General features: G+C 43.0%; 23 protein-coding genes. 21 read left to right on the top strand and 2 right to left on the bottom strand.

Annotated elements, in window-relative coordinates; genetic code table 11:
- Nucleotides 1-1998 carry a sigma 54-interacting transcriptional regulator gene (locus tag ABGU93_RS01725; RefSeq protein WP_347411916.1) on the bottom strand — a complete coding sequence of 666 codons (1998 nt, stop codon included), beginning with the start codon at nt 1996-1998 and terminating at the stop codon, nt 1-3.
- A gap of 118 nt (nt 1999-2116) precedes the next feature.
- The gene (locus tag ABGU93_RS01720) at nt 2117-3418 is read right to left on the bottom strand and encodes a DUF362 domain-containing protein (RefSeq protein WP_347411779.1); all 1302 of its coding nucleotides are present in this window, start codon (nt 3416-3418) and stop codon (nt 2117-2119) included.
- A gap of 382 nt (nt 3419-3800) precedes the next feature.
- On the opposite strand from ABGU93_RS01720, the gene ABGU93_RS01715 reads away from it, so the two are divergent.
- The 21 genes from ABGU93_RS01715 (at nt 3801) to ABGU93_RS01615 (ending at nt 26273) form a co-directional block, all read left to right on the top strand.
- A complete protein-coding gene (locus ABGU93_RS01715) occupies nt 3801-5456 on the top strand; it encodes an NAD(P)H-dependent oxidoreductase (protein WP_347411778.1) in 1656 nt (551 codons plus the stop codon).
- Between the two features lie 52 nt (nt 5457-5508).
- Nucleotides 5509-6705, top strand: coding sequence for a threonine ammonia-lyase (ilvA, locus tag ABGU93_RS01710; RefSeq protein ID WP_347411777.1), 1197 nt, complete (start codon nt 5509-5511; stop codon nt 6703-6705).
- Nucleotides 6706-6887: 182 nt separating this feature from the next.
- A complete protein-coding gene (locus tag ABGU93_RS01705; RefSeq protein ID WP_347411776.1) occupies nt 6888-7283 on the top strand; it encodes a hypothetical protein in 396 nt (131 codons plus the stop codon).
- Between the two features lie 37 nt (nt 7284-7320).
- The gene (locus ABGU93_RS01700) at nt 7321-8901 is read left to right on the top strand and encodes an AarF/UbiB family protein (protein ID WP_347411775.1); all 1581 of its coding nucleotides are present in this window, start codon (nt 7321-7323) and stop codon (nt 8899-8901) included.
- Nucleotides 8902-9080: 179 nt separating this feature from the next.
- A complete protein-coding gene (locus ABGU93_RS01695) occupies nt 9081-9632 on the top strand; it encodes a hypothetical protein (protein WP_347411774.1) in 552 nt (183 codons plus the stop codon).
- 162 nt (nt 9633-9794) lie between these two features.
- A complete protein-coding gene (locus ABGU93_RS01690; protein WP_347411773.1) occupies nt 9795-11723 on the top strand; it encodes an FAD-dependent oxidoreductase in 1929 nt (642 codons plus the stop codon).
- Nucleotides 11716-12690 (top strand): polyprenyl synthetase family protein, encoded by a 975-nt coding sequence (locus ABGU93_RS01685; RefSeq protein ID WP_347411772.1) that lies wholly within the window; start codon nt 11716-11718, stop codon nt 12688-12690. Before ABGU93_RS01690 ends, ABGU93_RS01685 begins: the two co-directional genes overlap by 8 nt.
- Nucleotides 12691-12693: 3 nt before the next feature.
- Entirely contained in the window at nt 12694-13599 is a 906-nt protein-coding gene (locus ABGU93_RS01680) for a UbiA family prenyltransferase (RefSeq protein ID WP_347411771.1), read from the top strand.
- 187 nt (nt 13600-13786) lie between these two features.
- Entirely contained in the window at nt 13787-16408 is a 2622-nt protein-coding gene (locus ABGU93_RS01675; RefSeq protein ID WP_347411770.1) for a methyl-accepting chemotaxis protein, read from the top strand.
- Between the two features lie 152 nt (nt 16409-16560).
- Nucleotides 16561-16950 (top strand): GntR family transcriptional regulator, encoded by a 390-nt coding sequence (locus tag ABGU93_RS01670; protein WP_347411769.1) that lies wholly within the window; start codon nt 16561-16563, stop codon nt 16948-16950.
- On the top strand, nt 16931-17626 hold the full coding sequence (locus ABGU93_RS01665; protein ID WP_347411768.1) for an ABC transporter ATP-binding protein: 696 nt from the start codon (nt 16931-16933) through the stop codon (nt 17624-17626). Before ABGU93_RS01670 ends, ABGU93_RS01665 begins: the two co-directional genes overlap by 20 nt.
- The gene (locus tag ABGU93_RS01660) at nt 17620-18444 is read left to right on the top strand and encodes an ABC transporter permease (protein WP_347411767.1); all 825 of its coding nucleotides are present in this window, start codon (nt 17620-17622) and stop codon (nt 18442-18444) included. Before ABGU93_RS01665 ends, ABGU93_RS01660 begins: the two co-directional genes overlap by 7 nt.
- A 78-nt stretch (nt 18445-18522) precedes the next feature.
- Complete coding sequence (locus ABGU93_RS01655; RefSeq protein ID WP_347411915.1) at nt 18523-19203, top strand: ABC transporter ATP-binding protein; 681 nt, start codon at nt 18523-18525, stop codon at nt 19201-19203.
- Between the two features lie 52 nt (nt 19204-19255).
- Entirely contained in the window at nt 19256-20131 is an 876-nt protein-coding gene (locus ABGU93_RS01650) for a hypothetical protein (protein WP_347411766.1), read from the top strand.
- Between the two features lie 12 nt (nt 20132-20143).
- Entirely contained in the window at nt 20144-21439 is a 1296-nt protein-coding gene (locus tag ABGU93_RS01645; protein ID WP_347411765.1) for an ABC transporter permease, read from the top strand.
- A 142-nt stretch (nt 21440-21581) separates the two neighbouring features.
- Nucleotides 21582-22205, top strand: coding sequence for a Yip1 family protein (locus tag ABGU93_RS01640; RefSeq protein WP_347411764.1), 624 nt, complete (start codon nt 21582-21584; stop codon nt 22203-22205).
- Nucleotides 22206-22222: 17 nt separating this feature from the next.
- The gene (locus ABGU93_RS01635) at nt 22223-23143 is read left to right on the top strand and encodes an ROK family protein (RefSeq protein ID WP_347411763.1); all 921 of its coding nucleotides are present in this window, start codon (nt 22223-22225) and stop codon (nt 23141-23143) included.
- A 117-nt stretch (nt 23144-23260) separates the two neighbouring features.
- Nucleotides 23261-23419, top strand: a complete 159-nt coding sequence (gene rd, locus ABGU93_RS01630) for a rubredoxin (protein ID WP_347411762.1) — start codon at nt 23261-23263, stop codon at nt 23417-23419.
- Nucleotides 23420-23654: 235 nt separating this feature from the next.
- Nucleotides 23655-24983, top strand: coding sequence for a PocR ligand-binding domain-containing protein (locus ABGU93_RS01625; protein WP_347411761.1), 1329 nt, complete (start codon nt 23655-23657; stop codon nt 24981-24983).
- Nucleotides 24984-24997: 14 nt separating this feature from the next.
- On the top strand, nt 24998-25660 hold the full coding sequence (locus ABGU93_RS01620) for a corrinoid protein (RefSeq protein WP_347411760.1): 663 nt from the start codon (nt 24998-25000) through the stop codon (nt 25658-25660).
- Nucleotides 25653-26273 (top strand): GTP-binding protein, encoded by a 621-nt coding sequence (locus ABGU93_RS01615; RefSeq protein WP_347411759.1) that lies wholly within the window; start codon nt 25653-25655, stop codon nt 26271-26273. The genes ABGU93_RS01620 and ABGU93_RS01615 overlap by 8 nt, the downstream gene beginning before the upstream one ends.
- Nucleotides 26274-26282 lie beyond the last annotated feature (9 nt).

Below are 26282 nucleotides of genomic sequence, written 5' to 3'. Positions count from 1 at the left end.
TTAATCCTCCAGCTGATAGTGTTTCATTTTGCGATAAAGGGTGCTTCTGGAAATACCCAGATATTCGGCTGCTTTTTTACGTTCGGGAAAAAGCTGCAGGGCTTTTTTAATGGTTTTAAGTTCCAGATCTCTTAAATCCACATTGGGTTTTTCAGACGTGGGAATAACTGACGTTTTCCGTTGCGGCAGTGTTTCTTCAATTGGGGTTAGTTCTTCATTTAAACTGGGCAGATAACTGGAGATGAAGTAGTCATCAATCCGATTGGTTTCGGTAAAATTTACCGCCTGCTCAATGGCATTTTTAAACTGGCGCACATTTCCCGGCCACTCATATTCCTGCATGGTGGCGATGGTGGAGGGATGGAGCGGTTCAATGTATTTATCGCAGGACTGGGTGATCTCCTTGAGAAAAAATTCCGCCAGAATAGGAATGTCTTTTTTGCGTTTGCGCAATGGTGGGATATTGATCTGTAAGACATTCAGGCGATAGTAAAGATCTTGTCGAAACCTCCCCTTTTTAACTTCTTCGGCAAGATTTTTATTAGTGGCGGCAATCACCCGCACATCAATGGGAATATCCTTGTCGCCGCCAATCCGCTGGATATAGCGCTCCTGGAGGACTCGTAGCAGAATGGTTTGGGTGTTCAAGGGCATTTCTCCGATTTCATCCAAAAAAATGGTGCCATTTTTGGCTAATTCGAATTTTCCGATCCTACCATGCTTGCTGGCTCCGGTAAAGGAACCTTCTTCATAACCGAAGAGGACACTTTCAATCAGGCTCTCCGGAATCCCGGCACAATTAATGGCAATAAATGGCTTGTCCGACTGATTGGCATTATGGATGGCCTGGGCAAACATTTCCTTGCCAGTTCCGCTTTCACCCTCAAGCAGCACCGTGGCACTGCCTTTGGCGGCAATCTGGGATAGGTGCACTGAGCGGAGGAGATCAGAGCTATCACCGATGATATCATCAAAGGAGAAACGGGTACCTTTACGTTTGTTTTTTTCAACAACATTTATTTTTCGATCCACGTCTTTCAGCGTCGCGACAGCACCGGCAACAGTACCATTATCATGAAGAATCAGCTTACTGTTGATCAGACAATTGATTTTTTTACTTTTGGTAACAATGTGTTTATCTTTTTCTTCAAAAAAAGAAGGCGGCACATGGCCATTATGATCGAGAATCGTTTCACCATCCATAATTTCCAGAATGTTTTTCCCATAAGATTCAAAGGTGGTGGTTTTCAAAATCTTAGCGCCCTGGGAATTAATGCCAATAATTTTGCCCTGGACATCCACAGCGACGACACCATCAGTCATCGAGTCGATGAGGGTACTCAGGTAGTGGTTGGTCAAATCAACCTGGCGATTGGATTCAGCAATACAAAGCTGCCGGGATATCGCCTTAGTGGTAGCAACAACCATCCCTAATGTATGGGGATAAGCCATTTCTTTGGGCCCGGCCATATCCATGACCCCCAGCAGTTTGCCACTGGCATCGAGAATGGGTGCGGCTGAACAGGTGAGATCGTGATAGCATTCGTAATAATGCTCAGCACCGATGACCTGAATTGGCTGAAGGAGATCGATGGCTAAACCGGTGGCATTGGTGCCGGCCATGTGTTCATTCCAGATACTGCCCCGCACCAGATTTTTATTAAAGGCTTGGGTCAGAATGGATTGGTCACAAATCAGTTCCAGAATAACCCCATTAGGATCGGTGAGGGTCGTTGAAAAGCCAGATTTGTTCACAAATTCCTGTAACTCAACCATAAAGGGTATGCTGACGTTCAGAAGAATCTGATTCTGTTCCAGACGTTTACGAAAATTTTCTTCACTGACGGTTGGCGTTCGATTCAAAGCCCGGGGATCAAGGCCAGCTTTCTGACAACGCAGCCAGGAATCAATGATCGGTTTGCGGACATGCGTGCCAATATTTCCGGAAAATACAAAATCTTCCCAGGTTCTTTTGATTAAATCAAAGTCAGCAGACATTTTCAAAGCGTTCACGCTCCTTTGTTAGAGTTGTTTTTTTATATAGAAGCTGATTGCTGCTGCTGAAAAGATAATTAATCGGCATCAGGGGAGTAACCCCTGATGCCAGATGGAAAATCTATTTACCAGCAGCCAACTTCTGAAGATCCGCGTTGAGTTGGGCGAAAATATAAACTGGCGCACAGCCGGGGTAGTAAGTCACTGATTTGGCCAGTGCAGCCCCTTCTTTTACCTTGTCAACTGAGGGGAAGAGTTCCCAGCAATCGCCGCAAATAAAGACGTTTTTGCCAACACAGATTTGCGGATCAAAATCTGGTACACCACCAGCGATGACGACAACTTCACCAGATTTTTCCAGGAATTTGTTCATATCAATGCCACTTAAAGCAAATGAGTCGAGAGCACCACGAACATTAACAAAACAACCGGGACAGGTTTGCTGCATAACACAGGTTAACCCGGCATACATACCAATCGGGTCACCACCGGGACGTTTAAAGTGTTTCATAACAGATTCAATGGAGTTACCGACAACATCGATTTTGGCTAAATCAATTTCGCCCTGGCCTTCGGTTCCGGCACAGCGGATGGCAGGAATTTCCATCGGTTCAAAGCCCATAATGGAACAGGCAACCGAGTCAACAGCAACAGTATCGGTTCCTGCGATCATCAAGTTCATTTCAATGGGCGAACCGGCGTGAGGTCCCTGGCCTTCCATCCCGATAACAGAGTCAACAATGGTTAAATCAGCATGACGGATTCGATACATATCAGCCATTTTTTGGCCTAATTCGATTCGGTGAGCACCCTGTTGCTGATCGTTGGGATGGCAGTTGGGGATGATCCCATTCCAGTTTTTAAGCCCTAAGGTAACGGTCCCAGCTAAATGCACTTTCATTTTTGGTAAGTTGATGACGACGTCAGCATCCATAAAAGGTTTGAAGACGGTGGCATGTTTGAATAATTTAGCCCCTTCAATTTCTACTGCAACAACATCATGTTCGTCAAAATAGATCACTTCATCAGCGCCACCAAGTTTAGCTGCTTCTTCCATTTTTGAATCTTTGAAGGCTGGTTTGGCGCGGCCAACATGCATTCCTAAGGAGGGGTTATCACCAACGACAACTTTTCCGGCTTTGGAGTTTTTCTTAACATAAGAAACAACAGCTTCAATGGTTCGCGGATCTACAACGGCGTGACTTTCTGGCGGCGCCTGGAAAGCGAGGTTTGGTTTAATTAAGACAGTATCGCCTTCTTTGATGATGGTATCAAGTGAACCTATCGCTAGTTCAACAGCTTCGGCAACAGCGGCTTCAATTTTTCTAACATCCTCTTCAATTCGAACGTATTTACCGCCCATGAATGAGGCATTGCCTTCTGGTTGTGCAACCTTTACAACAGATACTTTTGTTTTACTCATGATAATCTCCTTTTGGTATAGTCACCATATATTTGTCCATATGCATGGACGTACAGTTATATACCCGCAATAATCATGCCAAAACAACAAATCCCTGAAAAACATAAAATTGAGATTATTGATGCATTATTAAGTGTGTCATGTGTCAAAATGGGACAGCATTGTGTGTCATTATAACACGTGACACATGATTTAAGCCTTAATATAAAAAACTTTGGTAAACTGAGTTTCAAATTAGTGGTATTCGATGGGAATGTTTTTTGTTATAATCTTATCAGATGAGGTATTATATAAAAGATAGAAGAAACTACCGATGCTAAAGTTTAGCATCTGGTTCATAATACTTTAGTTGTTTGATTAAAATAAAGAAAGTGAGGATAATATGCGTAAAGTTTTATTATTAAACGGTAGTCATAAATCAGGTAAAAGTTATACCATGATTATAGCCGAGCAATTTGCATCAGGTCTGGTTGAGTATGATCCGGAAACCGTGATCGAAACCGTTGATTTAATCCAGCAGAATATTAACGCATGTACGGGGTGCCATACCTGCTGGACCACCACACCAGGGGAATGTATTTTCCAGGATGACATGACTGAACTCTTCCATCAATATGAAGATGCCGATGTAGTTATCTGGGCTACTCCGCTCTATCATTATGGGATCTCAAGCTCCATGAAAAAATTCATGGAACGCACCCAACCGGCGCTACTGCCATTTATTGACAATGAAGGCGGGGGAACCTACGGACATCCGTTCCGGAATCCTGAAAAGATGCTAACAAAAAAGCATGTGCTGATCAGCACCTGTGGCTTTCCGTCAACAAAAAACAATTATGAAGGTGTAGAAGAACAGTTTAATAATCTCTTCGGAAAAGACAAGTGGGAAAAGATCATCTGTGTCGAAGGTGAACTTCTGGGTATTCATCAGTTGGATAACCTGACTGGTCCATATCTGGATTTGGTTAAAATTGCCGGCCAGGAATATGGTGAAAACCTGAGCATAACGCCAAAAGTCAGGGAAGGTCTGTCAAAACCATTTGTTGAAACGCCAACCTATCTCCAGACCACTAACCTGAGTTGGGGAGTGGATGACACCCGAATGAAGGATTCCGACGGTGGGCTGATTGCCTGGAATTACATGAAAGAAGTACAGGCGGCCTTCAACCCCAAGGTGCGGCCCAAAATGAATGCCGTGTTACAAATTGATTTCACCGATATTAAAGAACGCTATCAGTTTGTGATCAAGGACGAAACTTGCACCCTGCTGCGCAATGATTTTGCCAGAGAAACAGCGACCATCAATATCAATCTCACCACGCTGGAGCGGATTCTGGAAGGGAAAATTGACGCGGCCCAATCGTTGCTGGAGAAAAAATATTCTGTTGTTGGCGATATGCGGTTGTTCAACGCCTTTTTGGATGGCCTATTTGGTCCGGTCAATCTGAATCCGGACAAGAAAAAAAGACTGGTACCGGTCAGTTTTAAAAATACTCCTTATTGGTTCTTTCTGGCCCTGTGTCCCTGGATTTTCTGCTTTTTATTTGCGGATTACAGTCCTCTGATTGGGGTGGTGATTCCGTTGATGATCAGTGGCATCTTGTGCGGCATCAAGCGCGGCACCGACCTGGTTTATTTTGAGCGAGCCACACTGTTGACTTTTTCGTTGCTTGGTTTTATGGTAGTGACCTTTGGATCGGATTATCAGGGAAATACCTTTGCCATCATCGGATATTTTGCCCTGGCTTTAATCTGGGCGATCTCCACCTTAAAAACAGTTCCCCTGACAGCCGACTACACCCACTATTTTAATGGCCGTAATGCCCTTAAAAATGTTTTGTTCTTGCGTACCAATCGTTTGTTATGTTATGTCTGGTCACTGGTTTTTCTGGTACAGGCGGGACTTGCTTTATGGTTGAATACGACGTTACTGATCAATTTCGCGGCAATACTGCCGATCATATTAAGCATACCGACCTTTGTGTTTTCACTCTGGTTTTTAAAATGGCATCCCAGCGATATGGCTAAACCGAAATAGGAACTTCAGGAAGTTTTTGTTGTGACATCATGGATTAGAAATAGGAGTTAAAATGTTAACACTGGATAAAATATACCACGCATCATTTACACTAAAAAAATATATTCGCCCAACGGATTTGATCCATGCCCCTAAGATATGTCCGGACAGTGATATTTATTTAAAAACAGAAAATTTGCAGATAACCGGATCTTTTAAGGTCCGGGGGGCCTGTTATAAGATTTCGCAGCTCAGCGAAGCAGAAAAAGCGAAGGGGGTGATTGCCTGCTCAGCTGGCAATCATGCCCAGGGAGTGGCCATGGCCGCTGCGATTAACCATATCAAAGCCTTGATCTGTTTGCCAGACGGAGCCCCGATCTCCAAGGTGGAAGCGACCAAAGCTTATGGTGCCGAGGTCTGTCTGGTCGAAGGCGGCTATGACGAGGCCTATGCCAAAGCATTGGAGCTTCAGGCTGAAAAAGGCTATACCTTCATTCATCCCTTCGACGATGAGTTCGTCATCGCCGGCCAGGGCACCATTGGTCTGGAACTGCTTGAAAGTTTGCCGGATCTGGATGCGGTGATCGTTCCGATTGGCGGTGGCGGGTTGATTTCGGGCATTGCCTATGTGCTCAAGTCCTTAAAACCCGATGTGAAAGTTTATGGGGTCCAGGCCTGCGGTGCACCCAGTATGCAACAGTCCGTTCTAGAGAAAAAAATCTGCCGATTGCCTCAAGTATCAACCATTGCAGATGGGATTGCCGTGAAAGAACCGGGAGAGCTGACTTTCAGCCTATGTAGTGATTTCGTTGATGAGATAGTTACCGTCACCGAAGACGAAATATCCACTGCCATCCTGACCTTGATTGAACAGCAAAAGCTCATTGCTGAAGGGGCTGGGGCAGTAGCGGTGGCGGCTGCGATGTTTGGTAAATTGCCGATTAAAGGTAAAAAGACGGTTTGCATCGTTTCCGGAGGGAATATTGATGTGACGATCTTATCCCGGATCATCAAACGGGGTCTGTTAACCTCTGGCCGGACTTGTTCCTTTAATATTGAGCTTCTGGATAAACCGGGGCAGCTAAAAAAAGTGTCCCAAATTATCGCCGATCTGGGTGGTAATGTCATTTCGATCCACCATGAACGGAGCAATGAAGGATCGGATATCAATGGTTGTTTTTTGCGAATTGAGCTGGAAACAAGAAATTATGAACACATCCGTGAAATTCGGGAAGGTCTGATCCAGGGCGGATTTAAACTAAAGAATTAAATGAAAATAGTGATTCATTAATGATTGGATAGAAAAAAAAGGGGTATAATTCAATCGATAAGTATTTAACATCTGTTTATCGGTGGTGTGCTTTTTAATCAATCGGAAATCTTTTGAAAAAGAGCACACTGAGATAAATTTGGACAAAACTCAGTTTTTGTATTTTAAAGAGGAGGATAAAAATGTTGACCAATATCAGTGAAGATTTAAAAAAAATATTTCTTTTTGGTGTCGGAGCGGTGGCAGTTACAGCCGAGAAATCAAAGGTTCTCATCGATGAGCTGGTGGAAAAAGGAGATCTCACTGTCCAGCAGGGGAAAATTCTCAACGAAGAATTAAAACATAATATCAAAGAAACCATTAAAGACACGGTGACGGTCAATGTGGTTAAGTCTGAAACACCACCCTCGGTTGACACTGTGGTGGAAGGGCTTGATAAGATGACCCCAGAAGAGATTCAAAAAATCAAAGATAAGCTGGATGCCATGACGGCAGCACAAGCGTCGGAAAAAGAGATTGTCGAGGTTTCTGATTTAGAAGAAAATGTCAGTGAAAAGGAAATCAATGAACTTAAGTGATTCGGGCATAAAAGTTAAAGATATACCAAAAAGTCCAATGGATACAAATGGGAAACGGTTGAAAAAAATTGTATCGATACTGGTAAAACACGAAATTACCAAAGGGTTGACCCCAGAAAAACTTCGACTTATCATTGAAGATCTGGGGCCAACCTTTATTAAAATCGGCCAGATTATGTCCATGCGTCGGGATATTTTCCCCAGCGACTACTGTATTGAACTCGAAAAACTGCGATCTCAGGTGACACCGATGCCCTTTGATGAATTTATTCGAATTATTGAAGATGAATATCAATGTCCGGTAAACGAAGTGTTTCGCACGATCAATCAAGAACCACTGGGATCGGCTTCGATTGCTCAGGTGCATGCCGCCGATTTGACTGATGGTGCTAAGGTCGTGATTAAGGTTCAACGTCCCGGGATCTATAAGGTTATGGCTCAGGACGTGGTACTGTTGAACAGGGCTACCGGAATTCTTAATATCGCCAGCGGTATTGGTGATGTGGTGGATTTTAAAATGATCGTTGATGAAATGTGGAGTACCGCCCAGCAGGAAATGGATTTTCTCTTCGAGGCCAAAAATGCCCAGTTATTTAATGAGCTCAATGCCGAAATTAAATACATTGGTTGTCCCAAAATTTATAATCAGTTTACCACTGCCAAAGTTCTGGTCATGGAAGATATTGTCGGCATTGAAATTGATGAAAAGAAAGAATTGCAGGAGGCCGGCTATGATTTACAAGAAATTGGCATCAAGCTGGCCGAAAACTACGTTAAACAGATCATTGATGATGGCTTTTTTCATGCTGATCCCCATCCGGGAAACATGTTTATCCGGGATGGCCAAATCGTTTGGATTGATCTGGGGATGATGGGAAAACTGTCCAAACGGGAGATGGGACTGTTAAGGCGCAGTGTCAAAGCCGTGGCTACCCGGGATGTGGAAAGTCTGGAAGGTGCGATTCTGTCCCTGGGTGTCCATAAGGGCAAACGCATTAACCATTCGCTTCTATATGAGGCGATTGACCGGATGCTGGATGTTTACGGCACCGAAGAACTCAGTAATATCAATATGGGACGATTCCTGGAAGAAATATTACGGATTGCTGCTGAAAATCACATTGGTATGCCCCGGGGTATCAGCATGCTCAGTCGTGGGATGATCACTATTGAAGGGGTGATCGCTGAAATTTCTCCTGATGCCAATTTTGTGCGGATCATGGCCAACCATATGGCCGGTCAGCGGGTGGCAAATTTTGATCTTAATAATTTTATGGAAACCAATAGACGAAAAATATTAATTTCCGGCGAAAAAGCCATTAGTGTTCCGGGACAGATTTCTGATTTTTTAAGCTTGGCCAACAAAGGTCAATTGAAAGTGAACCTGGAAGTCATGGGATCGGACGAGCCTCTGGCCGAAATTGATCAGATGGTGAATAAGATTGTGATCTGCATCATTTTGGCCGCACTGCTGATCAGCTCCAGTTTTATTGCCACCACCGATATGACGCCTCTATTCATGGGAATTCCGGCGTTGGGGGCGCTGGGATATTTTACTGCCATTATTCTAAGCCTGGGGTTGATGTTGTCCATTCACCGCAAGAAACGAAAACGCTAAAAAGTGACATATTGATAGTGAAGTACATGAGGTGGAAGAGAATGCAAAACTCTGGAGATGCCCCCGAATTTGCAGTTCTAATTTATTTTTTTTAAATTTAGATTAGAATGATTTGGTTTGGGTATTAATATATTAAGCTTGGTTTAAGCTAATTTATTTTTAGGAAAAAGGAGAAAAAAATGAAAAGAAAAGTAATACTAGGAACGTTGCTTGTCCTTGCTGTGCTGATTTCAGGATGTACGCAAACTCCGGCAACCACAGACAAAAAAGATTCAGAAACAACAACAGATGTTGTCACCACCGCTTCGATTGTCAATACCGAGGATGCTTTTATTAAAGCCATCAGTAAGGATGGTACCTGGATCATTGCCACCCTTGGTGATTTAAAAATTGATTCCGACCTGGTCCTGGATGGTGAGTTTGTCAATGGTAAGAAAGACGACGCCGGAAATGACATTGTTCAGCGAAAGATTGGTCTCTATACTCAGGATGAAGCCCGGAATGTCACGGCCAGATTCACCCTGACGGCACCAAAGATCACAATTAATAGTCCCAAAGCCAGCATTGAGCATGGAACTTTTGTCGGCGATGTTTACGTAACCGCCACAGATTTCCAGCTTAAAGATCAAAAAATCGAAGGGAATTTGTATTTTACAAATCCCGAAGCCCAGGCTACCTTTAAAATGGATGCAACAAGTTCAGTTACTGGCGTTCAGGAATTAAAGCAATAGAAGTAATTGTTTGACATTTCACAATAAAAATTTTGGGAGCCTCTAAATTGAAGTGTGAAATACATCAATTTAGAGGCTTTTATTTATTTAAGCGAAAATTAAATGATGAGAATAGTGAAAAAAAGAGTTGTGAAATAAAAAGTTAAAATCCGGAGGTGCATTATGGAAAAGAATATTATTATATTAGGTGCCGGATATTCGGGTATTCTGATTGCAAAGAAGCTTGCCAAACGTTTGAAAAGCCAGACGGATATTAAAATTACCTTAATCAACAAAGAAAGCTATCATACCATGCTCACTGAGCTGCACGAGGTAGCCGCAAATCGCGTTGAAGAGGACAGTATCCGAATCAGCATCAAACGTATTTTTGAAGGTCGAAATGTTGATGTGGAAGTGGACACGATCACTGCGATTGATTATGAAAAAAAACAATTAACGGGGAAAAAATCCAGCTATAGCTATGATTATCTGGTAATGGCTTCGGGTTCACAGCCGTCGTTTTTTGGTATTTGTGGAGCGGAAGACTATACTTATAAACTTTGGTCTTATGAAGATGCAATCAAGCTGAAGGGACATATTTTTGAAATGTTCACCAGAGCTTTGCAGGAAACGGATCAAGCAGAAAAACAGAAATTACTAAGCTTCTATGTTTTAGGGGCAGGATTTACCGGCGTCGAAATGGCCGGAGAACTGGCTGAATGGGCACCGATACTCTGCAAGCAATTTGAAATTGAGCGCGAGATGGTAAAAATTACGCTGGTTGATATGATGGACAGAGTCGTCCCTAATTTATCAGAGGAACTTTCAGAAAAAGCAAAAAGACGATTGGAAAAAATGGGCGTGGAAGTAAGGTTAAAAACAGCTGTTGATTGCATTGGCACCGACTTCATTGGCCTCAAACAGGCTGATCAGCATCAGGAACTGCCTACCAACACGGTTGTCTGGGCGGCTGGCATTGAGAGTTCAGATATTGCCAACCAGGCCGTTCAACTTACCCAGGTTGGTCGTGGCCGAATTAAAACCGATGAATTTCTCAAAGCTGAAGGAAAAGATGATGTTTTTATCGCCGGGGATAATATTTTCTATATTCCTGAGGGTGAATCAATGCCAGTACCACAAATGGTCGAAAACTGTGAACAATCCGCAGCTACTGTCGCCCATAATCTAACCAGTGTCATTACCGGAACTGGAAAAATGGAAAAATATGCGCCCAAGTTCCATGGGGTAATGGTTAGCATCGGCGGTCGTTATGGTATTTCTTATGTCGGAACCGACAAAAAGAAATTTGCTTTACCTTCGTTTCTCTCTCAGTTTGTAAAGCATTTTATTAATATTATTTACTTTATCCAAATTTTGGGGTGGAATAAGGTCTTTAGTTATATCCGGCATGAGTTTTTTACGATCAGAAATTGTCGGAGCTTCGTTGGTGGTCATTTCTCAAATCGAACCCCCAGTTTTTTATTGGTGCCCCTACGGGTTTTTCTGGGCGCCTTTTGGGTCTACGAGGGCATTAAGAAAGTCAATGAAGGTTGGCTTCAAAAGCCAATGCTGACGCCGTTTTTCAAAGGCGCCAACGATCTGTTTTATTCAATTATCCAGGCTGGTACCGGTGGCGGCGATGCAGTATCTAGTGCCACAGCGGCTGGATCGGGGACTGAAGTGGCCGGAACCCTGCTGATCAATTGGAATATCTTAGGGCTCTTTAAAATTATTGTGATTCAGACATCGGATATTGCCATTAAATTGCAAATGGGTCTTATGGATTGGTTTACCAACACTGTGATTCTAAGTAGTGGGAGCTCAGAAGTATTTTTTCAGTCCGTGATCGTCTATTCTGAAATACTTGTCGGTGTCTTGCTGATTGTAGGTCTGTTTACCACCATTTCCGCCCTATATTCAATTGTTCTCCAGGGGATGTTTGTGACAACTACCGGGCTTTATCTGAGTACATGGTGGATGATTTTTGCGGCAGTGGCTGTTATTTTTGGTGGAGGGAGCGTATTCGGACTTGATTATTATGCAATACCCTGGTTAAAAGAGCACTATAAGAATATCAAAATCGTCCGAAAACTATATATTTATCATGATTAAGAGTGAATTATCACCAGGACTAGACTACCAATCTGCTCTTGAAGCAGTTAGACGATTGATCAATGAGACCTTATTGGATACCGATGAATTAATCCAGGCGATGATGCAACACCTGACATTGGGAACCGGAAAAAATTTAAGAGCGATGTTATTGCTGGGGTCGGCAATGGATGAAGAAGGACTTGTTCCACAGGATGCTGTTATTGCCGCAGCAGCAGTGGAAATTCTGCACCTTGCCACCCTAGTTCACGATGACATCATTGATGAGGCTGATATCCGCCGGGGACAAGCCAGTCTGCAAAAAAAGTTTGGCAAAAAAGAAGCGGTAATCTGTGGTGATTATCTCTTTTGCATTGCGATTGCCATGGTGGCTGAGATTTCCAACCATTATCCCGAAAAGCTGAAAGAATTTACCCAGGCCATGACAAAAATATGTTTAGGCGAACTGCGTCAATTTAAACATAACTCAGACACCGATCTAAGTGTTTTGAATTACCTGAAAATAATTGCCGGGAAAACGTCGGCGCTCTTTGCGCTGGCGATGTATTCCGGAGCGATCATTAACGGCAGCAGTGATAAGGAGGCCCGTTTTATGGGGCGGATTGGCCACAATATGGGGTTGGCTTTTCAGATCCTGGATGATTGTGCCGATTATGAAGCCGATGTTGTGGTCACTAAAAAAACGGTTAAGCATGACCTGGCCGATGAAGTCATCACCTTGCCGTTAATCTTTGCTTTTCTAAAAAAACCGGAGCTCAAACAGCGAATCCGACAGCAACAATTGAGCGTGGCAGAGATTAACGAAATCATTGCTGAGGTGGTCGATGTTGGTGGCGTTTCAATGGCCCATGATGTGGCCGAAAAATATTATCGCAAGACAAAAAAAATGATCGATACCCTGCTGAATAAGTATCAGCGACAATTAATGGGTAAGATTTTGGGGCGAATTTGGAAAGTTGAGAATTAACGGATGATCCAACGGTTTTTAAATTATGTCGAAATTCGGACAAAAATAGCCAGTCTGTTGCCATTTTTACTGGGTTTGACTTATGTTCTGTATACCTATAAACAGGTTGATATTCGCAATACACTGCTATTTTTCACATCAATGCTGAGCTTTGATATGGCAACAACCGCCTTAAATAATTACATCGATGTGAAAGCAAATGGCAAGATCTTGGAATTTTCTCAAAAAACCGCGAAGCAGATATTGTATTTCCTTTTGATTCTGGCCATATTATTGGGGCTGGCCCTGGTATTTTATACCGGAGTGATTGTTCTAGTATTGGGTGCCCTCTGTTTTGGCGTGGGGATTTTCTATACCTTCGGTCCAGTACCGATTTCCCGTATGCCGCTAGGCGAAATTTTCTCGGGATTATTTATGGGCTTGTTTATTCCCTTCTTAGTGGTTTTTATTAATGCTCCTGAGGATAGTCTAATTTATTTTATTTTTACAAACTGGCTTCTGCAAGTGTCATTTAACATCATGGACCTACTGAAATTGGGAGTTGTTACAATCCCGGCGATAACAGGGATTGCCAATATTATGTTGGCAAATAACATCTGTGATCTTGACGATGATGTTAAAGTAAACCGCTTTACCCTGCCTTATTACACTGGTGTAAAAAATGCCCTGAATATTTTTGCAGCGCTTTATTATCTAGGATTTGCTGCCACTATAATAATGGTAATGTTTGGATTACTACCAATTTATGGACTAATCGCGATTGTGGGTTTAATCCCTATTCATAAAAATATTTCAAAATTCAGAAAACAGCAGTCCAAAACAAAGACATTTCCACTGAGTGTGCAAAATCTGGTGATCTCATTGGTACCGATAATTATTATTTTGACAATCGGAACGATCCTTAATTAAATTAATTATGACGATAAATTAACAGACTCTTAATATAATCTTTCCATGCCGTTAACATATGGTACTGCAGAGCATGTTAGACTTTAACAGCGATGAAGATAACAGGGGAACCTATATCTGAATCGCTGTTATTTTGTTTGTATGAGCTTTGATGATATAAATCAGTTGCAGATGGGGAGAAAAGTAAATGAAATGGTTTTATAATTTTAAAATAGGCCGAAAAATAATTCTGGGATATTTGATCATTGCCGCCATTGCTGGGGGGATTGGAGCCATGGGGTTGGTTGGTATTCAAAAAATCAGTCAGCAAGATATTTATCTTTATGAGAAAATGGCCAAACCGTTGGGTGAACTGGTTAATATCGTCGACTCTTTTCAAGGCATTATCGGCAGTATTGAAGATTTAATCCTGGCAACGACGCCAGAAGACATTGATGCCATTGAGAAGGAAATCTTCAAAAAGAACTCCCGTTTTGACTCCAACCTTAAAACCTTTCAAACGACCCTGATGGACCCGGAAGCCATTAAAATTGCTGATGAGACCTATTTGCTGAAAGATCAATTTGATGTGATGGTTACCGAAATGGTTGATTTGGTTCATCAGGGGAAATCAGCGGAAGCGGCTGTTTTAGCGAGTGGCAGCGAGTTTGATGCGATTCACAGTCAAATAGAGACTAATTACCGGGAAATGATGGAGCTGAAACTGGTAATTGTTAAGGATACCGGCAAAAGTAATCAGGCCATTGCGGCATCATCAACGATGATGATGATTATCTTACTGGTGGTGGGACTCATTCTCTCGCTGTTGCTGGGTTTTTTGATTGCCTCAACCATCACCAAACCCATTGCCAGAATCAATAAGATGATTAAAGAAATGAGTTTGGGTCATCTGGGGATGCGATTGAACATGGATTACCAGGATGAAGTTGGCGAAATGGCGGTGGCAATGGATCATTTTGCCGATGATCTGCAGCATGTGGTCATTGAAACCATGCATCAGATTTCGGCCGGGAATGTGTCGGCAGACATTGAACCTAAGGATGATCAGGATGAAATAATGCCGGCGTTAAAGCAGACCATTGAAACCATTCGCGGACTGATTGCCGAATCCGTTTTGTTGTCTCAAGCCGCCGTTGAAGGGCGATTGGAAATTCGCGGCAACACCGACGCGTTTGAAGGCGGCTTCAGAGAAATTCTGGTCGGCTTTAATCACACCCTGGATGCTCTGGTCGTTCCCATGAATGTGGCAGCTGAGTGTGTCAGCCAGATCGGCTGCGGGATTATCCCGGAAAAAATTGAAGATACCTATTATGGTGATTTTGAAACCTTTAAGAACAGCATTAATGCCTGTATTGATGGTTTGGCAGCGCTAAAAGAAGGAAATTATGTATTGGGGCTGATGAATCAGAATGATTTTAGCCAGTCGATCCAGGGCGATTATCTGGGCATTTATGCAGAGATTGCTGAATCCATCAATGGTATCCGTAGATTGCTCCTGACGATTACCAGGATTGCCGGAAATATTAGCCAGGGTAATCTCAGCGATTTGCCGAACCTGCAACAGGAGGGGAAACGCAGTGAAAATGATCATCTGCTGCCAACCTTAGTTGTGATGATGGAGAATATCAATCTGTTGGTAGCAGAAACCGAAAACATGGCTCAGATAGCGGTGGAAGGAGATTTAAGTCACCGTGGCGACAGCAGCAAATTCAGAGGCGAATACGCTACGGTTGTTGACGGCTTTAATCAAACTCTGGATGCAGTCATTGAACCAATCAGGGAAGCCTCAGATGTGCTTCAGGACTTGGCCCAGGGTAATCTGCATACCAAGATCATGGGAGAATACAAAGGTGATCATGCCAAAATCAAAGAGGACCTTAATCAGACTATTATTTCCCTGGAAGCCTATGTGGGCGAAATTACTGGTACCCTTGAAGAAATGGGACGAGGGAATCTCAATCAGGAAATTACTTCGGAATTTAGAGGCGATTTTGCAGCCATTAAAAATTCATTAAATGACATCAATACGCAGCTTAGCACTACCCTTTCTGATATCAATGGGGTTTCTGAACAGGTGGAATCGGGGGCCATCCAAATTTCTGACAGCGGGCAGGCCCTCGCTCAGGGAACAACCGAACAAGCAAGTTCTATCGAGGAACTGACGGCATCCATTGAAGAAGTGGCAGATGAAACCAAATCAAATGCTGTCCGGGCAAATGAAGCCAATGATCGGGCCATGGCTGTGCGTGAGAATGCGGCAGTTGGCAACCATCAAATGGGTAAAATGGTTGCTGCCATGACTGAAATCAACAAATCTTCCCAAAATATTTCTCAAATCATCAAAGTGATTGATGATATTGCTTTCCAAACTAATATTTTAGCGCTCAATGCGGCAGTGGAAGCGGCGAGAGCAGGACAGCACGGCAAAGGATTTGCAGTGGTCGCTCAGGAAGTGAGAAATCTGGCGGTTCGTAGCAGTGAGGCCGCCAATAAAACCACCAGTCTCATTGAAGGATCCATTAAGAAAGTGGAAATTGGCACCCGCATCGCGGATGAAACGGCGGTCAGTCTCAAAGAAATATCAAGCGAGATTGAGAAAGTTGCCAATTTGGTTAGAAACATCGCCCAGGCATCAGGTGACCAGGCCCGCGAAATTGAACAGATTAATCAGGGTATTGATCAGGTATCGATGGTGGTTCAAACTAATTCTGCTACAGCTGAACAGAGCGCCGCCGCCAGTGAAGAACTCTCTGGCCAGGCCCAGCTCCTCAAGCAAATGGTTAGCATCTTCGAGATTAAAGCGGTATAGTCGTGAAAAAATATTGACCGTATGGTAGTGTAATGACATATGAACCCCTTCAGGGTTCTTTTTTTGTCATTTTGATTAATAACGCTTGACAATTAAATCAAATAGTATTATTGTATTAATCAAGTAATACAATAATACAAAGGAGGACCGCAATGAAATGGTACATCGATTCCGATCGCCCCATCTATAAACAGTTGGTGGAACAGATAGAGCTCAGAATCATCTCCGGTGTTTACACCCCGGGAGATAAACTAGAATCAGTGAGAGAGATGGCAATGGATGCCGGAGTGAACCCCAATACCATGCAGAAAGCATTGGCAGAACTGGAAAGAATGGAACTCGTTTTTGCACAAAGAACCAGTGGCAGATTTATTACGGAGGATTTGAAAGTGATAGAAGAAGCGAAAAAAAACTTGGCAGTCCAGGAAATTGGCGCATTTCTAGAAAAAATGAAAAAGTTGGGCATAGGTCGAAATGAAATATTGGTGTTGATGGAAAAAATTGAGGAAGGGGAAAAAGAAAATGACCATATTAAACACTAACAATCTGACTAAAAGCTATGGCAAAAAAACAGCCCTTTCCAGCATCAATTTGGAAATACCTCGCGGACGGATCATTGGGTTACTGGGGCCCAACGGTAGTGGCAAAAGTACTTTTATCAAGCTGGCAGCCGGTTTGCTGGTGCCAACAGATGGTGAAATTACCATCGATGGTAAGGCTCCGGGAGTTGATACCAAAGCAAAGGTTTCATATTTGTCTGAGCGCACCTATCTCAATGATTGGATGCGAGTCAGTGAGATCATTGCTTTTTTTGAGGATTTTTATGAGGATTTCAATTGCATTAAAGCAGAAAATATGCTTAAAGATCTGAATATCAATCCTGATGACCGCCTTAAAACCATGTCCAAAGGTACTAAAGAAAAGGTACAGCTAATTCTGGTGATGAGTCGTCAAGCCCAGCTATATCTCCTCGATGAGCCTATTGGCGGGGTTGATCCGGCGGCTCGGGATTATATTCTAAATACCATCATCACCAATTATAAAGAAGATGCAGCAGTAATTATTTCCACCCATCTGATTGCGGATATCGAACAGATTCTGGATGATATTGTTTTTATTAATCAGGGTGAACTGGTGCTGAGTTCCAGTGTCGATGAGATACGGGAAACTCATAACAAGTCGGTGGATGGATTATTTAGGGAGGTGTTCAAATGTTAGGAAAACTGATCAAACATGAAATCAGGGCCACCAGTCGAATTTTTCTGCCCCTATACGGTGCTTTGTTGATTTTAACAATTTTTACCAAATTGGTAATGGCTATCGGCGCACCGGATTTCTTTTCAGAGGCAGCGTCAAATAACAAAATTGCCGAGATTGTTTTAGGAATCAGCTTTATCCTCTATTTTGTGTTGATTGTAGGGATTTGTGTGATGACTCTGGTGATGATCATTCAACGTTTTTATAAAAATTTATTTACCGATGAGGGCTATCTGATGTTCAGTTTACCGGTAAAAACCTGGGAGCTAGTTTTATCCAAGTTACTGGTGGGGATGATCTGGTCGGCAGTCTGTACAGTAATGATTGTCCTGACTTTTTTCATTTTCTCGCTGGGCTATTTTTCAATGATGGAACTGTCGCAGACAATACGTTCGGCTTATTCGATGTTCTACCTGCAAACGGGAACGGAGCTTAATCTCTTTATGGCTGAACTGGCAATATTTTTCCTTGCTGATGCAATTTCATCGATTCTGATGATTTACGTCGCTATTACCATTGGTCAATTGTTTAGTCAACACCGGATTATTGCAGCCTTTGGCGCCTATATCGTTATAACCATTGCGATTCAGATTATTATGTCGATTGCGATGGCGGGTTTGGCCATCGGCAATCTGGAAAACATGGTGCTAAATGGCAGTGAGGCCATGACAACTATTCACTGGTTTATAAATGGGACAACCGCACTCAATGTGGTGTTAGGAATTGGTTTCTATTACGTGACCCAGACGATTATGAAAAATCGTTTAAATCTGGAATAATTGTTGTTGATTTGTGTTATAATAATCAGCAATTGATTGGTTGAAACCACAGATCAAAAAGAAAGGGGGTCGATCGAAATTTTTATTCAAGTCAGAGATTTACACAAAGATTTCAAGTTGGGGAAAGAAGACATTAATATTCTCAAGGGAATCAATCTGGATATTGAACAAGGGGAAATGGTGGCCCTGCTTGGTCCTTCGGGATCAGGTAAATCCACCTTTTTGAACGTGCTGGGGGGATTAGTACCGCCCACCTCCGGGGATATTAGGATTCGGGATTATCGGATCAGTGAAATGACAGAGAATGAACTTTGTCTGTTCAGACGCGAGCACCTCGGTTTTATTTTCCAGTCCTATAATCTGATCTCAACCATGACCGCCATGGAAAACGTTGCCCTGGCCCTGACCTTTGCTGGTGTCAAAAAAGAAATCCGCAAAGAACGGGCAATTGAAGCCCTGGAAGTGGTGGGACTGGTCGATCGAATGGGGCATAAGCCCAGCGAACTATCGGGGGGACAGCAACAACGGGTGAGTATTGCCAGGGCGCTGGTGAACCATCCGGAGATTATTTTAGCCGATGAGCCCACCGGGAATCTGGATTCAAAAACAAGTGCCGATATTATGGAAATGATTTATCGACTCAACCGGGACGAAAATCAGACCTTTGTCATTGTTACCCATGATCCAGATACGACTAAATACTGCACCAAAGTTATTCATATGCGGGATGGCCTGATCGAATCTGAAGTCAATCAATAAGCTTTGATCAGAAGCTTTGGCGAGGATCGAAACTCAAAGAAATGGAGAAATTATGAAAGAGAGAACAAAAATCGCAATCAAGACAAAATCCGTAATATCAGCTCTGTTGGTGGCAATATTGCTATCATTATGTCTTACACCAGCAGTCCTGGCGGCACCGGAACAACCCTTGCTTCAGATCAGCTCAGTCACCTTCAATCCGGTGACAGTATCACCTGGTAAGGAATTTAAACTGGTGGTTACCCTGACAAATCATGGTGACTACGATGCCCATAACGTGACCCTGGATGTATTATCCCAGTCAGGCGCCACAGATCTGGGGGTATTTTCGATGGTCGGCAGCGGCAGCCATTTTTATCGGGAAGAGATTCTTTCGGCGGAAAGTACCACCATCGATATTCCAATGGTTACTTCTCCCAATGCCGAAGCTAAAAACTATAACTTGAACCTACAGCTTAATTGTGAAAGTAGTGGTGGAAGCGTCTACAACTTTACCGAAACCGTGGGTATTGTGATTAATGAAAGCGAGTCATTGTCGATTATTGCACCAGATCGATTTGTTTTAACCGAAAATGACAAAGGCATTACACCGATTGAGTTTGAAATTGCCAATTTTGGTTCCAATCCGGTACGTGGGGTGCAGGTTAGTGTGGCTGCTGATGGGGTGGACTTTACCAAAAACTATCAATATTATGGTACCTTTGAAAAGGATGATAATGATAATTTTTCAGCTGATGTCACCACCGCTGAACCTGGTGAATTTCCGGGAAAAATAACCGTGAAATACATGGACAGTTTCAATAACGAGCGGGCGATTGAAAAAGCTATTACCATTGTTTCTGAGGAAGCCACCACGCCGACGGCCGAATCTGGAGAAGAAAACATTTTTCAGAAATTTCTCAGAGTAGTCTTTGGCATTGGCGCTTAGAGGGGTGCGGGTGTGAATAAGCAAGAACTCCTGCGATTATCCTGGGAGAATCTCTGGCGCATGAAATTTCGAACCATTCTCACCATTATCGGTGTAGTCATTGGAACTTCGTCCATTATCGTGATGGTTTCGATTGGAAATGGGGCTCAGAAAAGCATCACTGATGAGCTTTCGGGGATCGGTTCAGTGACCACTCTGCAAGTTTATCAGGATCTCTCCTCGATGGGGATGACCTCCATGGGTGGCGGAAAAACGGATGATAAACCGATTCTTAATGAGGATGCCATAAAAGATCTGAAGAAAATAGATGGGGTTGTAGCGGTCACCCCCGTGGTGAATCTTAATGGTGGCGAGATCGAGATTGACCGCGAGCAGTACGGGGTTTCCTTGATGGGGGTGGACTATGGTGTGTTGGAAGACATGCGCTATGTAACGACCAGCGGAAAAAAGCCTGGAGCCAATGATGAAAACAGTGTCATCCTCGGCAAGGATGTTTTAACCAGCTTTACCTATACTGGTGCTTCGACCCAGCTTGAAGCTAGTGAAGTTAAACCCGAAGATCTGATTGGCCAGAACATAACCATGACCATCAAACGCACCAATGCCAATGGCGAAGAAGAAATGAAGACCCAGAAGCTGAAGGTGACTGGTGTGCTGGAAGCAACCGGCGGAAATGAGGATTACTCCATCATTGCTGACTATAATCTGGTGACAGAGCTCAACGAATGGCAGACCGGCAGAAAAGCCAATGTCAAGAAGCAGGGCTATACCCAGGCATTGGTGACTGTCGAGGATTCTTCGGTGGTTAATGATGTCACCACTGAGGTTGAGGCGATGGAATTTACGGTCTTTTCGATGCAGCAGATTCTTGATTCCATGGGTTCGGTATTCCAGATGTTGCAGATTCTTCTGGGCGGTATCGGTGGAGTGGCTCTACTGGTTGCCTGTATCGGCATTGTCAATACCATGACCATGTCTATTTATGAGCGAACCAAAGAAATTGGGATCATGAAGGTCATCGGTGCGTCCATATCGGACATCCGCAACATGTTTATTGCCGAATCGACGATGATTGGACTGATCGGTGGCCTGGTGGGGATTATCATCAGCCTGGTGCTTTCGGTGCTGATCAATCTAATTGCCGGCTTTTTTATCGGCGGTGAAGGTGGCGTAACGATTTCCTTTATTACCCCGGGTCTGGTTATTTTTGCCTTGTTTTTTTCAGCCCTGGTGGGACTTTTGTCCGGGGTTCGTCCGGCCATTAAAGCTGCCAATCTGAGTTCATTGGATGCGATCCGCAGCGAATGATAAGGCGTCGCGACAATATCAAGTTAAAAAAGCGATTATTAAAAATGAAATTTAGAATAAAAATAACAGTGGAGGCAATTTTAAATGAGTGAATGATCAGTTGCCGAAACTGTTCAAAAAATTAAAATGCGAAGGAGTAAGGATGAACTATTTATACCTATTAATTAACCCTGTTAAATTTTTTAAACAGGTTGCTGAAAAAGAAAAACGGTCGCTTCTAATCCCGATTTTGATTATTGTAATCATCGGAGGATTGACCGGTGTGATCGCTGGTAATACTGCCACTAGCATGGATCTTCCTGCGGATCAGTTGGGCATGGTTAAAACGATTAGTATCGTAAGTGCGATTATTTTCGGCACGATCGGTTTGGCTGTTGCCATGGTGGTAAAGGCTGCCATCTTTAACCTGGTGTTAAAGAAAATGGGTGGTGAAGGCTCTTTTAAAACTGCCGTATACGTGGTGGGACTGAGCTATTTCCCTAAAATATTCCAGACTATTCTCAATATTTTCTTTCAAAAACCGATCGACATGACCAAGGTTTATGAAATGGATTGGATAGCCTTTTTGGGGGGAATATTCAGTGTCTTTAACATCTGGCAGCTTGTTCTGACCATTATTGGTCTGGCCATCGTCTACGGCGTGAGCTACAAAAAAACTGCGATTACAGTGATCGGGCTGGAAGTGGTGTCAGCCGGACTCAGCCTGGGAGTATCATTGATCAGCCTCAATTCCATGGCTGGCTTATCCACTACGGCGATTAGCTAGGAAATAGGAGGACAAGGATGGGAATAGGCATCGATTTAGGTGGCACCGCCATCAAAGGCGGTATCGTTGATCATTTGGGCGTCATACAGGAAGAACGGATGGTAGAAACCCAAAGCCAATTGGGTTATGGTCAGGTGCTAAACGATCTGGTTTTGTTAATTAAAGAACTGCACCGGCTAGCGCCGACAGAAAAAACGGTGGGAGTCGGGATTCCCGGAATCCTCTCGGCAGATGGTACAACGGTTGTTTCCTGTCCTAACCTCTTTTGGAAGAATAAACCTTTAAAACAGGATCTTGAAAGAGCGCTGTCGCTTGAGGTACTGTTGGTTAATGATGCTACGGCTGCCTGTATTGCCGAAGCAGCTTTTGGAAGCACCCGGGGTCGAAGCAGCTCGGTGATGCTGACCCTGGGTACCGGAGTGGGCGGTGGCGTGATCATTAATGATCAGGTTATTTCCGGTGCCCATGGGGTGGCCTCAGAAGTTGGCCACATGATCATGGAAGCAAATTTTTATGATTGTGGTTGCGGAAAAAATGGCTGTTTGGAGACCTTTGCTTCAGCAACAGCACTGATCCGCTACTGTCGTAAACAGCTTGCTGAGGGCGCTGAATCAGATTTAAAAGCAGCTGAAAATTTTGATGCCAGACGAATTTTTGAGGCTGCCAAAGCTGGCGATTCACTGGCTCTAGCGGCAGTTAATCGGCTGGCCCGATACCTGGGCTGGGCTATTGCCAACATTAGTGATCTGATTGATCCCGAAATTTTCGCCATTGGTGGGGGTGTGTCCAGCGCCGGAGAATTTTTGCTGGAACGGATCAAAACTGAGACTAAAAGCCATTTAACCTATCCCGATTATGCCATGCCCGAAATTGTTCTGGCTACTTTTAGAAATGAGTCAGGTATGATTGGTGCGGCAAATCTTTGTCATTTCATTTAGTTTAGCCATTTTTCGGAGATTAAAAACATGAAATGAATGAATAATTCAAAAAAACATTGAAATAATAGTTAGAATGATTATAATAGAGATAAGTCATACTAAAAAAAGGAGAGTGCAATGCAAAAATATGAATGTGATATCTGTGGTTATGTATATGACCCGGAATTAGGGGATCCAGACAACGGGGTAGCAGCAGGAACTGCTTTTGCGGATATTCCGGAAGATTGGGTATGTCCAGAATGTGGTGTTGATAAAAGCTCATTTACAGAAGTTTAAACTAAGTCAAGAATTATTATAACAAGTTGCTCCATAAGTGTAAAAATTAAACCAAATTTGGTTTAATTTTTACACTTTTTTTTATATTGTGCCTATTTCTTTGAATATCAAACACGCCATACAGAAAAATACCTAAAATAGCAATATTGTACCTATTATTAGTTTGATAAATGTTATACTCTTAATTATAGATAGAACGATATACGATTACAAACTACTGCGTAAAGGGGGGGAAATGGTGAACGAAACGTTTACTAATAAAAAATGCGGGAGCATCTCGAGCCGGGCGCATTTAATCCAACTGGTGGACAAAGAAATTATTATCAAAATATTAGATGCATTTACCAATGTAACCGGACTAACCGCGAACATCGTAGATGTGGAAGGACACTCGATCTTTTCCAGGAAAGATGCCCAAAAGAATTGTGAATTTTGCCACATGATCTGGAAAATGGAAAAACAAAAGGGGATCAGTCGCTGTGTGGGCGCATATGCCCGGGCCGGAAAACAGGCTGCTATCTTTGATGAACCCTATATTTTCCGTTGTCCGGCCGGGTTGATTGAGTGGGCTGCACCCATTATTTTTGATGAAGAACACCTGGGAACCATTATCTGCGGACAGGTTTTAATGTGGGAGCCAGAAGAGTTTTTTTGGATTGAATTGGAAGAAATGAATCGTTTTTTAACCGACGATTTTAAAGCGCTGTTCGAAGCTGCTAAGAAACTTCAGGTGGTATCAGGCGAAAAGGTTCAGGGGGCGGCATCACTGCTTCATGTGATTGCCAACTACATTATCAAAACAGGTGGGGAAAGCCTGCACCAGAAGAAAGAAATTGAATTGCAGCAACTCCTCTTAAACGAAGAAATCCAAACTCGTAAGAATCTGGAAGAAAAACTCAATAGTCAGAGCCTTAACTTCTTTTTAGAAAAAGAAAAAGCACTGATCGGAAAAATCAAACTTAGTGATCTGGATGAATGTCGTAAACTCTTTAAAGTCATGCTGGCAGATATTTTTTCTTGTGACGGGGAAAAGCTTCTAATTATGAAGGGCCGGGTTTACGAACTGGTGGTGGTCATGTCCCGAGCCTGTGTCGAAGCCGGGGTTGACATAGAAAAATCAATGGGTTTCAATGCTAATTTGTTACAGGAACTGAATAACTGTTATAGTATCCGCGAAATTAATATTGTTGCCAATTCCCTGCTGGAGCGCTATTTGGATGAAATTCACCATCACAGCAAATCTAAAAATCGGGCAGCAGTGGAAGGCATCAAAGGCTTTATCCGAAACAATTATACTAAGAACAGTTCTCTGGAAGAGATCGCAGATTCGGTTTATCTGAGTCCGTTTTACGTCAGTAGAATTTTCAAAGAAAGCCAAAATATGACGGTGATGGATTATGTCACCAAGGTCAAGCTGGATGAGGCGAAAAAAATGCTCAGTAATCCTCGCTATAAGATTGAAGAAATTGCCATGTTTCTGGGTTATAGCGATGGCTCCTACTTTTCGAAGGTCTTTCGTCGCAATGAGGGGATGACCCCAACACAATTCAGGCAAAATCTCTAAAAGGAGAAATCAAGATGGATGGTTATTTAAAAGATATTCAAGACGGCTTAAATGATGGTGATGCCGAAGTAGTCAAAAACGCAACCGAGCAGGCATTGAAGATGGGAATGTCGGCCGATGTGATTATTACCACCGCCCTGATTCCGATGATGGAACAAATCGGTAAAGAATTTAGAAATGGTAATATCTTTATTCCCGATGTACTGATGTCCTCCCGGGCGATGCATGCAAGCTTATATGTCTTAAAACCGCTACTTGTTGAATCTAACCTCAAACGAAAAAAAGGACTGATCGTTATTGGTACCGTTGCCGGAGATCTGCATGATATTGGCAAGAATATGGTATCGATGACCCTACAGGGTGATGGCTATGAGGTCATTGACCTGGGTATTGATGTACCAGCCTCATCATTTATAGCAGCTATCCAGCGCTATAAACCGGATATTCTGGCGATGTCAGCACTTTTGACCACAACCATTGGCGAGTTGAAACATGTGATTCAAGCAATTGTCAACGAAGGGATCCGCGACCGGGTTAAAATTGTCGTTGGTGGTGGCCCGGTCACCCAGGACTATGTTGATGAGATCGGCGCAAATGGCTTTGGCAAAGACGTTTTTGGAGCAATTGAAATTGTTAATCAATTGCTGGGAAACAAAGCGGGGTATTTTAATGTGTAGTAAAAACCGCGAATTATTAAACGATCGGCCGCCAATAATACTGTTCTCGGGATTTCTGGGCTCGGGAAAAACAACGATGCTGCTTAAAACCATAGAAATGCTATCAGCGGCTGATAAAAAATGTGCGATTATCATTAACGAGATCGGGGAAGTGGGTATTGATAACCGGCAGATGCGGATGATGGGCTACGACGTGCTGGATTTATTTGGCGGCTGTGTCTGCTGCACCATGAAGGTGACACTGGAAGCGACCGTCAATCATCTGCTGGAAGACTACGTGGATCTGGATTATATTCTATTTGAACCTTCGGGAATGGCCAATCCATCGTCGTTGTATCCGGCCATTATAAATTGCGGGTATCATGAAAAAGAGATTCAAAATGTGTTTATTTTCGATCCAACCCGGATTGCCTTATATGAAAAACGGATGAAGCAGTTGTTTAATGATTCGATTAATCTGGCTAGATGCGTAGTAATCAATAAGCTTGACCAAGTCAGGGAGAGTGAAATTGAAGCAGCAGTGAAGATGGTAGAAGCAACAAAACCAGGGTTAAAAACATTTAAAATGGATCTAAACGATGAGCTGGTTCAGGAATTTCATCAATATTTTTAAGAAAGCAGG

This window comes from Acetobacterium sp. (assembly GCF_039830195.1).
Taxonomy (GTDB): Bacteria; Bacillota; Clostridia; order Eubacteriales; family Eubacteriaceae; genus Acetobacterium.
Note: the sequence above shows the minus strand (reverse complement) of the source record. Positions and strands in the feature narration are given on the sequence as shown.

Excerpts from the sequence above, each read along its gene's own strand:
- ABGU93_RS01725 (WP_347411916.1), bottom strand. The coding sequence starts at position 1,998 with ATGTCTGCTGACTTTGATTTAATCAAAAGAACCTGGGAAGATTTTGTA.
- ABGU93_RS01720 (WP_347411779.1), bottom strand. The coding sequence starts at position 3,418 with ATGAGTAAAACAAAAGTATCTGTTGTAAAGGTTGCACAACCAGAAGGC.
- ABGU93_RS01715 (WP_347411778.1), top strand. The coding sequence starts at position 3,801 with ATGCGTAAAGTTTTATTATTAAACGGTAGTCATAAATCAGGTAAAAGT.
- ilvA (WP_347411777.1), top strand. The coding sequence starts at position 5,509 with ATGTTAACACTGGATAAAATATACCACGCATCATTTACACTAAAAAAA.
- ABGU93_RS01705 (WP_347411776.1), top strand. The coding sequence starts at position 6,888 with ATGTTGACCAATATCAGTGAAGATTTAAAAAAAATATTTCTTTTTGGT.
- ABGU93_RS01700 (WP_347411775.1), top strand. The coding sequence starts at position 7,321 with ATGGATACAAATGGGAAACGGTTGAAAAAAATTGTATCGATACTGGTA.
- ABGU93_RS01695 (WP_347411774.1), top strand. The coding sequence starts at position 9,081 with ATGAAAAGAAAAGTAATACTAGGAACGTTGCTTGTCCTTGCTGTGCTG.
- ABGU93_RS01690 (WP_347411773.1), top strand. The coding sequence starts at position 9,795 with ATGGAAAAGAATATTATTATATTAGGTGCCGGATATTCGGGTATTCTG.
- ABGU93_RS01685 (WP_347411772.1), top strand. The coding sequence starts at position 11,716 with ATGATTAAGAGTGAATTATCACCAGGACTAGACTACCAATCTGCTCTT.
- ABGU93_RS01680 (WP_347411771.1), top strand. The coding sequence starts at position 12,694 with ATGATCCAACGGTTTTTAAATTATGTCGAAATTCGGACAAAAATAGCC.
- ABGU93_RS01675 (WP_347411770.1), top strand. The coding sequence starts at position 13,787 with ATGAAATGGTTTTATAATTTTAAAATAGGCCGAAAAATAATTCTGGGA.
- ABGU93_RS01670 (WP_347411769.1), top strand. The coding sequence starts at position 16,561 with ATGAAATGGTACATCGATTCCGATCGCCCCATCTATAAACAGTTGGTG.
- ABGU93_RS01665 (WP_347411768.1), top strand. The coding sequence starts at position 16,931 with ATGACCATATTAAACACTAACAATCTGACTAAAAGCTATGGCAAAAAA.
- ABGU93_RS01660 (WP_347411767.1), top strand. The coding sequence starts at position 17,620 with ATGTTAGGAAAACTGATCAAACATGAAATCAGGGCCACCAGTCGAATT.
- ABGU93_RS01650 (WP_347411766.1), top strand. The coding sequence starts at position 19,256 with ATGAAAGAGAGAACAAAAATCGCAATCAAGACAAAATCCGTAATATCA.
- ABGU93_RS01640 (WP_347411764.1), top strand. The coding sequence starts at position 21,582 with ATGAACTATTTATACCTATTAATTAACCCTGTTAAATTTTTTAAACAG.
- ABGU93_RS01635 (WP_347411763.1), top strand. The coding sequence starts at position 22,223 with ATGGGAATAGGCATCGATTTAGGTGGCACCGCCATCAAAGGCGGTATC.
- rd (WP_347411762.1), top strand. The coding sequence starts at position 23,261 with ATGCAAAAATATGAATGTGATATCTGTGGTTATGTATATGACCCGGAA.
- ABGU93_RS01625 (WP_347411761.1), top strand. The coding sequence starts at position 23,655 with ATGGTGAACGAAACGTTTACTAATAAAAAATGCGGGAGCATCTCGAGC.
- ABGU93_RS01620 (WP_347411760.1), top strand. The coding sequence starts at position 24,998 with ATGGATGGTTATTTAAAAGATATTCAAGACGGCTTAAATGATGGTGAT.
- ABGU93_RS01615 (WP_347411759.1), top strand. The coding sequence starts at position 25,653 with ATGTGTAGTAAAAACCGCGAATTATTAAACGATCGGCCGCCAATAATA.